This window comes from Helicobacter sp. MIT 99-5507 (assembly GCF_003364295.1).
GTDB lineage: Bacteria > Campylobacterota > Campylobacteria > Campylobacterales > Helicobacteraceae > NHYM01.
The window spans coordinates 260,659-275,631 of sequence record NZ_NXLO01000003.1 but is presented as its reverse complement, the minus strand read 5'-3'; the positions used below and the strand labels follow the sequence as shown (position 1 = coordinate 275,631).

Here is a 14,973-nt window from a genome sequence, read left to right as displayed (position 1 = left end):
TAAATGGATAAAGATATTATAGAAGCAGAGTTTTTGGCTTGTGTTGGTTTGTGTATAAATGATTTTAATTATGAAAAAAAAGATGTTTTAGTTCTTCATTGTGAAAATAAAAAGCTCTTAGAATTTCTTGATACATTGCATTGTAATGTTTATGATACAAGTGACAAAAAAGAGAAATTTGATTTGATTATTGATATGAAAAATGATACAACCAAGGACTTTTTAGGGATAACAACAAAAGATTCTATTGTTATTATAAATTTGCCCAATTTAGAATCTAGCCAAGAAAATGCACTGGATTCTATTAAAAATGCATCTTTTAGTATCAAAATGCCATTTAAAGTTGCACAAAATTATTATTTGTTTTTATCAAATAAATTTCACCCGCTTGCAGATATATGTCTTCAAAAAATCGACATGATAGAATCTCTAAAATATTACAATGCAAAGATTCATGAAGCAGCATTTGCTATGCCAAACTATCTAAAAGATATTTTAAAAGGTGTAGCAAAAAATTAATGAAATTAGAAAATGCAATAGCAATCACTGGTGGAATAGCAAGTGGTAAAAGTAGTGTATGTGATCTACTAAAACTATATGGATATAGCATCATTGATGCTGATAAAATAGCTCATAATGCTTTAAATATATTAAAAGATGAGGTAGTTTTAGAATTTGGTAGCGAGATTTTGGATTCTAGCAATAATATAGATAGAAAAAAATTAGGTGCTATTGTATTTTGTGATGATACAAAAAGAAAAATATTAGAAAATATTTTACATCCTTTTATAAGAAATGAGATCTTACAAATTGCAAAAGAGCTAGAAAAGTATAAAAAAGTCTATTTTGTAGATATTCCACTTTTTTTTGAAGCAAAAGAAAAATATCCAATAAATAGAATCTTGCTTATTTATACACCAAAACAAATACAAATAGATAGACTTATAAAAAGAGATAATATAAAAGCAGAATTAGCCATAAAAAAGATAGAATCTCAAATAGATATAGAATCTAAAAAAGCCCTTTCTACCTATATAATCGATAATAGCAAGGATTTAGCACATTTACAATCTCAAATAGAATCTTTTATAAAAACACTCTAAATTGCTTTTATAAAGTGCAGATTCTCTAATTTGTGATAATTTAAATCTATTTCATATAGTTTTTCTAAATCCTCTTTTGTTACATCAAATTTATTTTTTTGAAATAATATTTTTTGATTTTTTATAGCGATGATATTTGTAGCATAATCAAGCGCTAAGCTTGGGTCATGAATATTTATAATAATTATTTTTTCTTTCAATTTAGAGATAATATCAAGCAATTTTTTTTGATTGTTTATATCAAGATATGCTATCGGTTCATCAAGTAGCAGAATCTTACTATCTTGCAACATACATCTAGCCAATAATACCAATGCTTTCTGTCCGCCACTAAGTGATTGCACACCTCTATTTGCTAAGTCTTGTATATTTAGCATTTCAAGTATATTAAAAATCTTGTTTTTATTTATTTTGCTAAAGATTCTAGTATGTGCTTCAAATCCAAAAGCCACCATATCAAATACACTATAATCAAATGGCACATCTAGAATCTGCGGCATATATGATACTAGTTTTGCTCTTTGTTTGATTTTTATATCCTTGATATTTTTATTTTCTATCAATATCTCGCCACTAAAAGGTTTTATTAGCCCTAATATACATTTAAAAAGTGTGGTTTTTCCAGCACCATTTGCACCTAAAATCGCATTAAAACTAGAATCTCTAAAAGTTAGATTTATATTATTTAGGATTTCTCTTTTGCCATATGAAATATTTATATTCTTAATATCTAACATTTAAATGCCTAAAAAGAAGTACGATAAAAAATGGTGCAAATATAATCGCATTTATCGCCCCAAGTGGCAGATCAAATGTGCTTACTCCTCTTGCAATCCCATCACTAAATAAAAGCATACTTGCTCCAAGTGCAAGAGAACAAGGAAGTAAAATCTTCATATTGCTACCAACTAAAAATCTTGCAATATGTGGCACAATAAGTCCAATCCAGCCAATAGTCCCACTTATACTTACACATAATGCACAAATAAAGCTAATAAGTAGCATGCAGATTGTCTTTATTAATGAGATATTAACACCAAGTGATATTGCCTCACTATCTTGAAGGCTTAAGATATTTATTTTTGAATGAAGTAAAAATAATATACTAAATGAAAACACAAACCCAACAAAAAGTAAAACTACATCGCTATATTCAATCAATCCAAGACTTCCAAAAAGCCATATTGTGATACTTTGAGATTTTTCAGCAGGGACAAAAAATTGAATAAGGCTAGTTATCGCACTCAAAAATGCACTAATAACAACACCTGCTAAGATAAGCGATATATTGTTTGTAGTTTTACCAATAATAAGTATCAAAATAGAACTAAAAATCGCTCCACAAAATGCAAGTATAGATAGATTTATTGATGGAAAGATTCCAATTCCCATAGCACAGCCAAGTGCTGCCCCGCTTGAAATACCAAGTAAAAATGGATCAATAAGGGGATTTTTGAATATATTTTGCATTATCGCACCACAGCCGCTTAATGACGCACCAATCAATATCGCACCTAAGATTCTAGGAAGTCTTGTATCAAGCAGAATAGATCCTTCAGCACTCAAAGCAGTGCCATAAAAAATATAACTATAAAATTCACTTAGTATTTTTTGAAAATTAATATTTATCGCACCAACATTAAGCATAAAAAAGCCACAAATTAGTGGAGAAATAAAAATAATAGCAATTTTGATTTTTTGGATTCTATCTTGCATCAATACCAAATAATTCCTTATTAAAATCTCCAATGATTTTATCTATATCTATATCACTATATAAATCTTGATATGCAAATTTTGCAGCAAATAGTGAAGTTTCTAAGATTCTAGGACCCCAATTATCCCATAATGGCATTTTATATACAGCTTTATTTTGTACAGCTTTTATATTTTTTAATTTTTTATTATCTAAAATATCTTGCACATCAAATCTTGCAGCTCCCCATATAAAAATAATATCTGGATTTAGTTTTATCATGTATTCAATACTAACTTGAGTAGAATCTGTATTTATATCTTTTCCTAGATTCTCCACACCTATTAAATCAAGCATGCTAGCTACCATACCAACTCCGCCTGATATATCATTTGGCTTACTCCATAGATAAAGCGCACTTTTTTTAGATTCTATTTTTTCTTTTTTAGATTCTATTAGTTTTATTATTTCATAACCTTTTTGCATTTTTTTATTGAATAATTCTTCTTTTCCAAGTGCTCTTGAAATAGTTTGCATATCAGCAATTAGCGAAGTTATACTATTTGGATAAAAAGCAATGATATTTATCCCTTTTTTTCTTACAAAATCAATTTGCTCTTTTTTTCCAGCCCAAACTACAACTATATCGGGATTTAGTTTTTTTAGGACTTCTATATTTAGATTTGATCCGCTACCGCCACCTACTTTTGGTATAGAATCTATATTTGGATTAGAGATTCTTAAAAGTGGTGTATTATAAACATGTTGGCTTAGTCCAACTGCATCATCCCAAATATCAAGCATTGCTACCATTTCACAAAAGCTAAGAAATATATGAGTCTTTGCTGGTTTTGTTAGCGTTGTTTTATTGTCTAAAAAATCTTGTATTACAATTTTAGAATCTCCAAGCAATAGCAATGGCAATAATATTAATAAAATTTTTTTCACTCTATTCCTTTATATATTGTAATTAAGGCTAAGAAAAAAAGCCCTGCCTGCTGCTTTATAATATGAATAATATTTTTGATTAAATAGATTTGTTATATCAAAATTGACGCTAAAGTCTTTATTAAATTTCATTCCAATTCTAAAATCAAATAAAGAATAAGAATCTTTTGCTCCATATACATTTTTTATCGTATCTAAATTATCAGCATTGTTATATGCTTTGCTTGCAAATTCATATCCCAAGCTTGCATAAATCTTAGAATCTTGTGAATATAGATGATTGTATTCATAATATAAATTTATATATGCTTTATGCTCTGGAATCCCTGGTAGTTTTTTGCCTATGCTGTTTGGATTTGCACTATTTTTTAGCATTTTTGAATCAGTCCAAGTATATGTGATATGAAAACTAAAATCATAGAATAAATTTTCTTTATATGCGATTTCAATACCTTGTAATCTAGCACTTCCTGCATTTTGGTAGCTACTTGTTGCATTATCTCTATAAATTGCATTGCTTAAGTGAGTGTAGAAATAAAATATTTTTATAGGATTATTAATGATTTTTTGCTCTATCCCTATATCAAAGCTTGTTGCATTTTCTGGCTTTAAATTTGGGTTGCCAAGTATTTTTGTTCCATCATTGTATGTATATTCTGAAAACATTTGATTTAGTGTAGGCACTCTAAATGCTTGCCCAATAGAAGTTTTTAGCAATATTATGTTAGATAAATTATAATTAATTGATAGTTTTGGTGAAAATGCAAACTTTTTGTTTCCCCTTGTAGGCAAGCCTATCCCATTTGCATTAATATTATAATAATCATTTCCAAGCCAATAATCAACTCTACCACCAATAGAGGCGATCAATTCATCATCTAGAAATTTCATATTTACATCACCAAATGCACCAACAAAATGAGAATCTCCGCCACTTTTCCCTTCAAATGTCATCTTTGGAGAATCTAAATATCTCCAATCAAAAATATTATGATTATTTATATCCATTGATAACATTTTATAATCTAGCCCAAATAATAAAGAAAAATTTTTATTTAAATCTAGAAAATAAAATAAATCTAGCGCATTTTTTTGATGTCTTGTATAAACCTGCTTGCCACTGCCACCAAACGGGCTTGCATCAGCGTTTGGTCCATTCCAATAATCAAATCCATCAAGTCTAGAGATATTAAATTCTAATATTGAATTTGAAAAATAATGTTTATATTTTATTGCTTCTATAAATTGATTATAAGATTCATTTCCCATTCCACCTACAAAAGCATATGGTATAGTTCCTTGAGGGTTTTGAATATTTGAGCTATTGCCCCAATATTTTTCACCATTTTGGCTTAAAAATGTTTGTTGGTCTATGTGTCTGTAATTGTAATTTGAATAATTAAAACTCGCACTAAGCTCCCCATTATCGCCTATATCTAGTTTGCTTTGTAGCCTAAAATCATGTGTATTATAAGATTGTCTTCCCATATCGCCAACAATATATCTAATCTCTCCTGTGCTTGATGTTGTTGGTATGTATCCACTTACATTTTGTTGAGTTGATGATACCCAAGCTTCATCTGCTGCATATCCTTTTGATGTGCTAAAAGCATAACTAGCTTTGATTTTTAATTTTTTATTAAAATATGCATCCCCAAAAGTTGCAAATCCGCGTAAAAGATTTTGTGGTGCATTTTTATCTTGAAGTGGATTCCCATAGCCAATGCTTGCCTTTATTGTGAGTTCATCATACATTTGTGTTATGAAATTTACCACGCCACCAAGTGCGCCACTTCCATATATATTTGAAAAAGGACCACGAATAACCTCAACTCTTTCTAAGTCAAGAGCATTCATGCTTGTTAGCATTTTTGCATTATTATTCATATCATTTATGCTAACTCCATCTATTAATATATTTGTGCCACCACTAATCCCTCTTATAGTTACATTATCAAATGTCTCTAAACCTCTTCCTTTTGGTGTATTTATACTCTCTAATCCTCTTAATGTATCGCTAAATTTTGCATTTGGAGTTTTATTTATATCTTGCTTTGTTACAATGCTTATATTTCCAGCAGATTCTGAAGTAAGTGTTGATGTTTTATTTGCAGTTGTTGTAACTTCTCCTATATTTATATCATTTATTTCATTGCCTTGTAATATTAACAATACAAAACATATACTAATTTTTTTCAAAAACTTCCTTTGTCTATTTATTTGCTAAAAGGTAGTATTACATAATAAGGTAGTATTATATATAATAGTTTGTGATTCTTTCAAAATAAAAGGGTAGAAATGTTTGCAACAAGTTATAAAACTATAATATTTTTTTTATTTGTATTTTTATACTTTTTATTATTAAATATATTCTCTCCACCACAAGGTGATGATTGGAATTATATTTTATCCAATAGAGATTCTATAAAAAATAGTATTGATGTATTTTTAAATTGGAATTCAAGGCTTGGTGAGTTATTGTTTTCATCAAATCTATCACAGATTCCGCAGAATCTATTTGATTTTTTAAATGCGATTGTAGCCTGTGTTTTTATCTTTTTATTTTTTTATATTTTATTTTTAAGATTCCCAAATAATTTATGCGATTTTGCCGCTATCTTGCTAACTTTGCTATTGCTATTATTATTGCTTAGTTTTGAAGAAGTATTTTTATGGGGAAGTGGAAGTTTGAATTATTTGTGGGGTTTTAGCCTAAGTTTATTATTTCTTATTCCATATAGAAAGAATTTGCAAATTTTAAAAATGGGGGGGGGGTAGCACAAATAGTAATATAAAAAATCTATGGTTTTGTATTTTTATGTTTATATGTGGATTTGTTGTTGGCATGTGGCATGAAGGCACTTCATCTTTGATTTTAGTAGCGTTGATTTTATATCTAATTACATTAAAATTGATATATAAAAAAACTATTCCATTATGGTTTTATCTAGGGATTTTTGGGCTTTTTATTGGATTTTGGATTTTATTTTTTTCACCTGGACAAAATGCAAGAATCCTTGCTGAATCTATGAAATATGATTATATAAGTATTAGCGATTTTTTGTCTCTTGGATTGTTTGGAATCATCTCTAGACTAAATATTGTTTTAACAAATGCATTTAATCAAAATCCGATATTTTTTCCTATTGTTTCTTTTATTGTCGCTTTTGTGTATGCATTTTGGTATCAAATAAAAAATAGAATCTTTGGATTTTTAATTTTAGTGCTATCTGTAATATTATTTTTATTGATATTGATAGAATTTCCACTTTTTGCGTATTTAATGATTTTTGGAATGTTTATTTATATTCATATTAAAAGTAAAGATTCTAGATTTTTAGTTTGTGCTATTTTGCTATTTTTTTATTTTTTGAGTATTTTAAGCACATTTCAGCTTTTAAATCTACCTTTTCGCTCCCGCGCTCTTGGTGTGATACTCTTGGTTGCTATTATTGTGATTTTAAATAAACAATATTTGCAAAATAAAAAGATTGCATATTTTATAATTTCTATTTCTCTATCTTATTTTTGTTATGTTTGTTATTGCTATTATGATTTAAATTCAAAATGGAATAATTTAGTAAATCTAGTAAATGATGCAAAGGATTCTTATAAAGGCGAGCAAGAATGGATCTCTAGAAAGATTATGAATACTTATGATGTGCAATACTTGGGATATGGAATAGATATAGTTGTGCCAAAAGAGCAATATAGCTTTACATATAGAGGTTTTAGTTCATGGTGGCATTTAAGTCAAGATACAAAAAATGATATAAATCAATCTTATGCATTTATATTTAGGATAAGAAGTATATCTCTACAATAGATTAGAATCTTTTTTGGATTCTCTTTTATGTAATAAAGCAGCTAGCAATAGAGAGTTTAAAACTTTTTTATGATTTAAATTTTTAAAGATTTGTATTACACTGGCAGAAAGGAAGGGATTCGAACCCTCGAAGGCTTTCACCTTACACGCGTTCCAGGCGTGCTCCTTCAACCACTCGGACACCTTTCTATATTTTTAATTCTTACAAAATCTATTTTAATATATCATTAAAAATTACACCATCAATTCCTAACATAGCCATATTTTCAATGCTTCCTTCATCATTTATCACATACAGAATCTTGCTATCAAAGAAATATTCATTTGCTATTTTTTGTGCATTTTCAACTAGATTTTTTTCTTTTATGATGATAAATTTTGCCATCAAATTTGCAAAAATAACAACCTCATTTAAAGAATGTACAACAATGCCATAAGCTACATTGTTTGCAACGCAGTGTTTTGCAATATTGTAAGTATTGTTGATATTTGATTGAAACCATACTATTTCATTGGCATTTGAATTTGCTATATTTTCTATGCTCTCTATTTTTCTAAATGCAATAGATTCAATTGCCTCATGTCCTATAATAATCATTGCTAATCCTTATTTATCAAGCATTCTTTTCCACAATACCACCTGCCATTTGCAAATATTGCATCATCTTTTGATACAAAGCTTTTGCATCTAGCACATTCAATCATATCAAAAGATTCTGTATGATTATCTTTATTGTCTTTATTTTTTTTCTTTCTAAAAAATAAAAACCAAATTGCAACAATAATTAATCCAAATATTATAAATCTACCCATTTAAATTACCTTTGCTTTTATACACATAGCTTCTATTTCCTACTTTTTTATATACATTTTTTTCATCACTTCCTTTATAAAACAAAAAATATCCATTATTATTTAGAAAATCTTTGCTAAGGTCTATCAATTTATCACTTTTAAACAATGCCCTTGAAGTTATCAAATCTACTTTAAATTTTGGCAATTCTTCAAATCTATTTTTTATGATTTCTACATTTTCTAGCTCAAGTTTTATTGCTATATGATTTAAAAATGCAGATTTTTTATTGTTTGGTTCTGTGAGATAGAATTTGCAATCTTGCTTTAAAATAGCAAGCAAAATTGCTGGAAATCCATTTCCACTACCAATATCAATAGCACTTTTAAAATCATTTATAAAGCTAAGTGGATAGATAGAATCTTCTATATTTTCAAATATTAAATCTCTGCTTTTATATCCTGTGAGATTATGAATCTTATTCCATTTTAGTAATTCATCGCAAAAAATATTGAATTTTTTATTCATAGTATTAGCATTCCATCGCCATAAGAATAGAATTTGTATTTATTATCTATAGCATTTTGATAAATCTCAAGAGTTTTTTCTCTACCAATAAATGCTGATACAAGCATGAGCAGTGATGATTTTGGCAAATGAAAATTGGTAAGTAGATATTTTGTTTTTATGGGTTTATTAAATGGATTTATAAAAATATCGCAATCCCCACTTAATTTTTTACTTCGCGTGTAGTATTCTACACATCTACAAGCAGTCGTGCCGATACATAGAATCTCATTGCTATTATCTATCTTTTCTTTAGAATCTTGATTTATAAAAAATGTCTCTGTATGCATTTTGTGATTTTTTATATTGCTAGATTCTACTCCAAAAAAAGTTCCAGCACCAATATGCAAGGTCACAAAACAATGATTTAGAGATTTTATTTTAGCAAATGCATTATCATCAAAATGAAGTGAAGCAGTAGGCGCAGCGATCGCCCCTAGATTTTTAGCAAAGACACTTTGGTATGTTTTTTCATCATTTGTATTGCTTTTTCTTTTTATATAAGGTGGCAAGGGCATGCAACCAATCTCATCTAATATTTTTAAAACAAGATTTTCATTTAATATCTTAGAATCTTTATAAAATTGTATGATTCTAATGCCATTATCCAGGCATTCTTTTATGATTGCTCTAAGATTATTTGAAAATATTATTTCATCACCATTTTTTACTTTTCCTTTAATTTGCACTTTGAAAGTATCGCAATCTAGCGCATTATGATATAAAAGCTCGATTTTACCACCACTTTTTTTATTTCCAAAGATTCTAGCTTTTATGACTTTTGTGTCATTTAAAACTATCAAGCAATCTTTTGGAATAAAATCGAAAAATTCACCAAAATTGCTATGTATGATTGTATCTGTCTCTCTTTTATATACAAGTAGCTTTGCATTATTTTTTGGAAATACAGGATTTAGTGATATTAATTCTTGTGGAAGATGGTAGTTATAAGATTCTAGTGCTTCATCATTCATCATCAGAATTTAAATCACTTGGTTTTTCTGGATTTACAAATTTTACAATAATGATTGATACACCATAAAGCACGACAAGAGGCACTGCCATAAGAATCTGTGTTGTTACTTCAGGTGGTGTTAAAAATGCTGCAAGAATAAAAATCAATACTACAGCAATTCTAAAAAATTTGATTAATGTTTGGTCTGTAATAAGCCCAATTTTTGCTAGAAAATAGCAAACTACTGGTAATTCAAAAGCAATACCAAATCCAATCATAAATCTTGCAAAAAAAGTTACATAATATCCAATGCTAGGCATTGCATTAAACATTCCACTATCATTTCCAAAAGTTATAAGAAAAGCAAGTCCATAAGGAATTACAATAAAATATGCAAATAAAACTCCAATTAGAAACATAATTGTTGCAAAAAACACAAATGGCAAGATCATTTTCTTTTCATTGCTATACAATCCAGGTGCCACAAATAACCATAATTGCCAAAAAATAATTGGCAAAGAGACAATAAATGCAGAAAAAAATGAAACTTTTACAGCTGTCAAAAATCCTTCACCAACTTGTATAAACACAGGTTTTGTGTCTTTTGGTAATACATCAATTAGTGGAGCTAAGATGATTTGTAATATCATCTCCCAGAATCCATAACATACAAAAAACATCGCAATAATTGTAATTATCGATATTGTCAATCTTTTTCTTAAATCTATTAAATGCGGTTTTAAATCTTCAAACATTATTTTGCTCCGCATCGCTTTGTTTTGTAGAATCTGCTTTATTTGTCACTTCTTTTTTCTTTAGATTTACTTTTGAGGCAATTTCTTTTCCTTTAGATTCTAAATCTTGCATTTTTACTTCATCTTTAGCATCATTTTTTGATGTTGAATTATAAGATGGCACCTCAAGCGATGAATTTAAGATATCGCTTAATTCATTTAAGCTTTTATTATTGCTTATATCTTTTGTAATATCATTTGTGCTTTGTTCAAATTTCTTTTTATATTCTAGGGCTTCTTGTTTGATCTCGCTTATATGGACTTCTCTATCAATTGCATCTTTTGCATCATTTATTGTTTTTTTGAGTGCTTTTATAAACCTTGCTATATCAATAAATGTTTGTGGAAGCTTGTCTGGTCCTAAAAAAAGAACTGCAATAATTGCAATAACTAGAATCTCACCAAATGAAAATCCAAACATAAAAACCTTTTATCACTTTTAAAAATAATGCTTGTTATTGTATCGCAAAAAGTTTATTTTTTGGGTTTTAGATTGTTATAATTAGTGTTTTAATAATTTTTAAAAGACATTTAAGGCTTTGAATAATGATAGATATAAAACTTTTATTAAATGATTTTGATTTTATCAAAAATGCTCTTTCTATAAAAAAAGTGCCACAAGAGACATTGGATATTGTTTTTAACATTGCAAATATATATAAGTCAAAATTAAAAGAATTAGAATCTAACAAAGCAGAACAAAATGCAAAATCTAAGTTATTTTTTGAATATAAAAAACAAAATAAAGATATAAAAGAACTTCAAGAGAATCTTACATCATTAAAATCAAAAATAGCAGTTTTGCAAGATGAAGTAAATAATGCAGAATCTAGCTTAAATGATGTTTTACTTGGTATTCCAAATTTGCCAGATTCTAAAACTCCAATAGGAGATGATGAAAATGATAATGTTATTTTAGAGACGATTTTAGAAAAAAAGAAATTTGATTTTGTTCCAAAAGAGCATTATGAATTGCTTGAGGTGAATAAATGGGTAGATTTTAGTCTTGGTATAAAACTTGCAAAAAGTAGATTTAATGTGCTAAGTGGTGGTGCAGCAAAACTAAATAGAGCATTAATCAATTTTATGCTTGATTTTAATGCCAAAAATGGCTTTAGCGAGGTTTGCACGCCTGTAATCGTAAATAAAGATTCTCTTATTACAACAGGGCAATTGCCAAAATTTGAAAATGATATGTTTAAAATCGATAGTTTTGTAGATGAAGAAATTGAATTACAAAAAGGACAAAAACCAAAAGGGCATGAATTATATCTCATCTCTACTGCAGAAATAACCCTTACAAATTTATATAGAGATAGCATCATTCCAATAGAATCTCTTCCTATCATGCTTCAGGCTTATACACCTTGTTTTAGAAAAGAGGCGGGTAGTGCTGGGCGAGATACAAGAGGTATTATAAGACAACATCAATTTGATAAGGTGGAATTAGTTGCAATAACTACACCAGATAAAAGTGATGAAATGCAAGAAAAAATGCTTCTTAGTGCAAGCGGAATCTTAAAAGCATTAGATTTACCTCATCGCTTTATACAGCTTTGCGGTGGAGATTTGGGATTTAGTGCAAGTAATACGATAGATATTGAAGTATGGCTTCCAGGGCAAAATTGCTATAGAGAGATTAGCTCTGTATCAAATGTGCGAGACTTTCAAAGTAGAAGAGGAAAAATCAGATTTAAAGATGGTAAGAAAAATATTTTAGCCCATACATTAAATGGCTCATCACTTGCAGTTGGTAGGACAATAGTGGCAATTGTTGAAAACTATCAAAATAGTGATGGCACTATAAGCATTCCAGATGCGCTTAAAAAATACATGGCTTAATACATGGCAGAGAACACACAAAATCCAAATAATGATGATAAAACAATCATTCGTCTTGATGATGATAATCCAAATAAGCTATCCAATCTAAAAGATAAAACAAGATTATTTTTTACAAAACAAAAGCAAAAATTTAGTGGTTTTATTACAAAAGTTACAAATTTAATTAATATCATAAAAAATAATGCAATTTTGCAAAAAATATTAGGTAATAAAAAGCTATTTTATTTGATTCTTGGTTTTATTATAGGGATTATTGTTTTAATTGTTATTGCAGTTTTAACATTCAATAAAGAATCTCCATTAAGCGAGATTTACACCCTAAAACCTAAAAACAATATCATAAAAAATGATGGAACTAATTTTCAATTTAGTAGTGGCGAATTGCAAAATTGGATAGAGAAGGCATCTATACTTTATAATAGTGGTCAAATCACAGAAGCACTTGATATATACAGCAATATCGCGATATTTTCACAAAGTTTTTCAAGCTTTAATCTAGGTGTAGCAAAGCTAAAAGAAGGTGAATATAAAGATTCTATACAGGCATTTATAAATACTATTAATTCTGGTGAAAATGTAGCTGCTGCAGCGATAAATGCTGCACTAGCTTCATATATGATTAATGATTTGAAATCTTATGATTATTTTGTTGGTCTTGCTAGAGGAAAGCTAAGTGATTGGTATGATAAACCGCTTTATTCATATCTTTATTCGCTAATAAATTTTTATTCACAAAATTATTTTAATGCGCTCTCATCACTTAAACATCCAAGCTCTAATTTTTATAAAGATGAAAATGCCATTCTTGCTTCAAAGATCTATCTTAGCTTTAATGATAATTATAATGCTTTAAAAAGTTTATTAGATATATCAAGTGGAGATTATCGTTTTAGTACTGGATTGCTTTATGCACGCATGGGAGAGTATGATTTGGCATTTGAGCAAATTGATACTTATATAAGAGATAATGCTATAAACAATCCAAAAGAAAAAATAGCTTTAGGATTGGTTGAGATAAAAAGATCAAACTTTGCTCAAGTATCAAATATCTATGAAGATTTATTAAAGTCTCATTCACAAGAATCTTTGCAAAATATATATCCTATAAAAGTCAAACTCGCAGATTCTTTATTTGATATTAATTTAGTGCAAAAAAACTTCTGGAATCTAAGTCAAAGACAAAATATACTCGTTAATTATAGAGTGTTATTTTATTTTGCACCATTTAGGGTATTTGATGTTGAGAATACTTTATCTTTGCTAAGAGAGGGAGGCTTGGAATTAAGAATGGATAATATTGAAAAAGCAAGCTCTGCATTGCTTAGAGGTGAGATGTTATCTAGGATTAATACAAATATAACACAAAGCATAAGAGAGATTCTAAAATACAATATTAATAATGCCTTAGAGATAATGAAGCAAGCATCTTTGGTGTATCCAAATCATCAAGTTTTGCAATATAATCTAGGTCTTATATATGCACAATTAAATGATTTTGAAAATGCAAAAAAACATTTTATCAAAGCTTATCATTTAGATGAAAATGATGTTTTATCTGGAATCTTTGCACTTATGTGCCATCAGCTAACTTATAGTGATGGAAATCGTATTTTTAATGATATTACTTATAGTTTTGATAATATAAATTTTGATGATGTAGATAAAATGATGTTCCTTAGATCATTATTTGGTTTTGTCAATGGAAATATATCAGATGATATGACTTGGTTTGATAACGCAAAAAAAACACCAATGATGTATGCCCTAAATGCTCTTTATTCTATTAGTTCGCAAAATAGAGAAATCATATCAAATTCATTTAAAGATTTAGAGGTTGCTACAAATAGCGATATGGTGGCAGTCATGCTTCATCATATATCAAATTATTACAATCAAAATATAAAAGAATTTTCACTAAATTTATTTAACTTTTTTAAAAATGATTTAAAGAATCTTGATTTAGTTTATACTGGTCCATCACTTGCTAGAGAGCTTTATACTTTTATGGCATTTTTAGTTGGTGCAAATAGCTATGTAGATACATTGCTTACAAATAAATTATTAAATACACAAGGTGATATTAGCGGAATCTTGCAAGCTTTGGCGCTAAATTCTATTTATTTGGGTGATTTTGAAAAATCATTTGTATATTATAATAGCCTTATTGATGATTATAAAATAACAACTTCAGAGAATTATTTTTTAGCTGGTGTTGCAGCTATTGGAGCTGGGCATTATGATAATGCTGCTGCTTTGATACAATTATCAAGACTAGAATCTAGCTCAAATTTTGAGAGTAGATATGCACTTGGCTTGCTTCATCAAGCAATGGGTAATTTTAAACTAGCAAGCTTGCAGTTTGCACAAATTGGTGATACAGGATTTCAATCAAGATTTTTTGATTTTGAGATTGATACAAGTAATCTTTTGAAACAAGAGTGACTAA

The 14,973-nt window shown here is 28.4% G+C and carries 16 protein-coding genes and 1 tRNA gene; 6 read left to right on the top strand and 11 right to left on the bottom strand.

Annotated features, from left to right (window positions below):
- Positions 1 to 3 precede the first annotated feature (3 nt).
- Positions 4 to 519: a hypothetical protein gene (locus tag CQA42_RS06200; RefSeq protein WP_115583801.1), complete on the top strand. Its 516-nt coding sequence runs from the start codon at positions 4 to 6 to the stop codon at positions 517 to 519.
- Positions 519 to 1,103, top strand: coding sequence for a dephospho-CoA kinase (coaE, locus tag CQA42_RS06195; protein WP_115583800.1), 585 nt, complete (start codon positions 519 to 521; stop codon positions 1,101 to 1,103). Before CQA42_RS06200 ends, coaE begins: the two co-directional genes overlap by 1 nt.
- On the opposite strand, the gene CQA42_RS06190 is transcribed toward coaE, so the two are convergent.
- From CQA42_RS06190 to CQA42_RS06175, 4 genes are read right to left on the bottom strand one after another with little or no spacing between them, the layout of a single operon-like run.
- On the bottom strand, positions 1,100 to 1,840 hold the full coding sequence (locus CQA42_RS06190) for an ABC transporter ATP-binding protein (protein WP_115583799.1): 741 nt from the start codon (positions 1,838 to 1,840) through the stop codon (positions 1,100 to 1,102). The genes coaE and CQA42_RS06190 overlap by 4 nt on opposite strands.
- The gene (locus CQA42_RS06185) at positions 1,827 to 2,819 is read right to left on the bottom strand and encodes an iron ABC transporter permease (RefSeq protein ID WP_115583925.1); all 993 of its coding nucleotides are present in this window, start codon (positions 2,817 to 2,819) and stop codon (positions 1,827 to 1,829) included. Before CQA42_RS06185 ends, CQA42_RS06190 begins: the two co-directional genes overlap by 14 nt.
- The gene (locus CQA42_RS06180) at positions 2,809 to 3,747 is read right to left on the bottom strand and encodes an ABC transporter substrate-binding protein (protein ID WP_115583798.1); all 939 of its coding nucleotides are present in this window, start codon (positions 3,745 to 3,747) and stop codon (positions 2,809 to 2,811) included. The genes CQA42_RS06185 and CQA42_RS06180 overlap by 11 nt, the downstream gene beginning before the upstream one ends.
- A gap of 9 nt (positions 3,748 to 3,756) precedes the next feature.
- Complete coding sequence (locus CQA42_RS06175; protein WP_115583797.1) at positions 3,757 to 5,946, bottom strand: TonB-dependent receptor; 2,190 nt, start codon at positions 5,944 to 5,946, stop codon at positions 3,757 to 3,759.
- Between the two features lie 99 nt (positions 5,947 to 6,045).
- Between CQA42_RS06175 and CQA42_RS06170 the strand changes: the two genes are divergently transcribed.
- Together CQA42_RS06170 and CQA42_RS06165 are read left to right on the top strand one after the other, a co-directional pair.
- Positions 6,046 to 6,525, top strand: a complete 480-nt coding sequence (locus CQA42_RS06170) for a DUF6056 family protein (protein WP_115583796.1) — start codon at positions 6,046 to 6,048, stop codon at positions 6,523 to 6,525.
- Positions 6,526 to 6,538: 13 nt separating this feature from the next.
- The gene (locus CQA42_RS06165; protein ID WP_258865590.1) at positions 6,539 to 7,573 is read left to right on the top strand and encodes a DUF6056 family protein; all 1,035 of its coding nucleotides are present in this window, start codon (positions 6,539 to 6,541) and stop codon (positions 7,571 to 7,573) included.
- Between the two features lie 101 nt (positions 7,574 to 7,674).
- Here CQA42_RS06165 and CQA42_RS06160 read toward each other — a convergent pair.
- The 7 genes from CQA42_RS06160 to tatB form a co-directional block, all read right to left on the bottom strand.
- Positions 7,675 to 7,762: transfer RNA gene (locus tag CQA42_RS06160), tRNA-Ser, on the bottom strand.
- 22 nt (positions 7,763 to 7,784) lie between these two features.
- Positions 7,785 to 8,171, bottom strand: a complete 387-nt coding sequence (locus CQA42_RS06155; RefSeq protein WP_115583794.1) for a hypothetical protein — start codon at positions 8,169 to 8,171, stop codon at positions 7,785 to 7,787.
- Positions 8,172 to 8,173: 2 nt separating this feature from the next.
- A complete protein-coding gene (locus CQA42_RS06150; RefSeq protein WP_115583793.1) occupies positions 8,174 to 8,386 on the bottom strand; it encodes a PP0621 family protein in 213 nt (70 codons plus the stop codon).
- Positions 8,379 to 8,894 (bottom strand): 16S rRNA (guanine(527)-N(7))-methyltransferase RsmG, encoded by a 516-nt coding sequence (gene rsmG, locus CQA42_RS06145; RefSeq protein WP_115583792.1) that lies wholly within the window; start codon positions 8,892 to 8,894, stop codon positions 8,379 to 8,381. The genes CQA42_RS06150 and rsmG overlap by 8 nt, the downstream gene beginning before the upstream one ends.
- Positions 8,891 to 9,907: a tRNA preQ1(34) S-adenosylmethionine ribosyltransferase-isomerase QueA gene (gene queA / locus CQA42_RS06140; protein WP_115583791.1), complete on the bottom strand. Its 1,017-nt coding sequence runs from the start codon at positions 9,905 to 9,907 to the stop codon at positions 8,891 to 8,893. Before queA ends, rsmG begins: the two co-directional genes overlap by 4 nt.
- A complete protein-coding gene (gene tatC, locus CQA42_RS06135; protein WP_115583790.1) occupies positions 9,900 to 10,643 on the bottom strand; it encodes a twin-arginine translocase subunit TatC in 744 nt (247 codons plus the stop codon). The genes queA and tatC overlap by 8 nt, the downstream gene beginning before the upstream one ends.
- The gene (tatB, locus tag CQA42_RS06130) at positions 10,636 to 11,103 is read right to left on the bottom strand and encodes a Sec-independent protein translocase protein TatB (RefSeq protein WP_115583789.1); all 468 of its coding nucleotides are present in this window, start codon (positions 11,101 to 11,103) and stop codon (positions 10,636 to 10,638) included. Before tatB ends, tatC begins: the two co-directional genes overlap by 8 nt.
- Before the next feature lie 125 nt (positions 11,104 to 11,228).
- Between tatB and serS the strand changes: the two genes are divergently transcribed.
- A complete protein-coding gene (gene serS / locus CQA42_RS06125) occupies positions 11,229 to 12,524 on the top strand; it encodes a serine--tRNA ligase (RefSeq protein ID WP_115583788.1) in 1,296 nt (431 codons plus the stop codon).
- A 3-nt stretch (positions 12,525 to 12,527) separates the two neighbouring features.
- A complete protein-coding gene (locus CQA42_RS06120) occupies positions 12,528 to 14,969 on the top strand; it encodes a tetratricopeptide repeat protein (protein ID WP_115583787.1) in 2,442 nt (813 codons plus the stop codon).
- The last annotated feature ends 4 nt before the right edge of the window (positions 14,970 to 14,973 follow it).

Bases quoted from the DNA above. Each gene is read 5' to 3' on its own strand.
- CQA42_RS06200 (WP_115583801.1), top strand. From the start codon at position 4: ATGGATAAAGATATTATAGAAGCAGAGTTTTTGGCTTGTGTTGGTTTG.
- coaE (WP_115583800.1), top strand. From the start codon at position 519: ATGAAATTAGAAAATGCAATAGCAATCACTGGTGGAATAGCAAGTGGT.
- CQA42_RS06190 (WP_115583799.1), bottom strand. From the start codon at position 1,840: ATGTTAGATATTAAGAATATAAATATTTCATATGGCAAAAGAGAAATC.
- CQA42_RS06185 (WP_115583925.1), bottom strand. From the start codon at position 2,819: ATGCAAGATAGAATCCAAAAAATCAAAATTGCTATTATTTTTATTTCT.
- CQA42_RS06170 (WP_115583796.1), top strand. From the start codon at position 6,046: ATGTTTGCAACAAGTTATAAAACTATAATATTTTTTTTATTTGTATTT.
- CQA42_RS06155 (WP_115583794.1), bottom strand. From the start codon at position 8,171: ATGATTATTATAGGACATGAGGCAATTGAATCTATTGCATTTAGAAAA.
- CQA42_RS06150 (WP_115583793.1), bottom strand. From the start codon at position 8,386: ATGGGTAGATTTATAATATTTGGATTAATTATTGTTGCAATTTGGTTT.
- rsmG (WP_115583792.1), bottom strand. From the start codon at position 8,894: ATGAATAAAAAATTCAATATTTTTTGCGATGAATTACTAAAATGGAAT.
- queA (WP_115583791.1), bottom strand. From the start codon at position 9,907: ATGAATGATGAAGCACTAGAATCTTATAACTACCATCTTCCACAAGAA.
- tatC (WP_115583790.1), bottom strand. From the start codon at position 10,643: ATGTTTGAAGATTTAAAACCGCATTTAATAGATTTAAGAAAAAGATTG.
- tatB (WP_115583789.1), bottom strand. From the start codon at position 11,103: ATGTTTGGATTTTCATTTGGTGAGATTCTAGTTATTGCAATTATTGCA.
- serS (WP_115583788.1), top strand. From the start codon at position 11,229: ATGATAGATATAAAACTTTTATTAAATGATTTTGATTTTATCAAAAAT.
- CQA42_RS06120 (WP_115583787.1), top strand. From the start codon at position 12,528: ATGGCAGAGAACACACAAAATCCAAATAATGATGATAAAACAATCATT.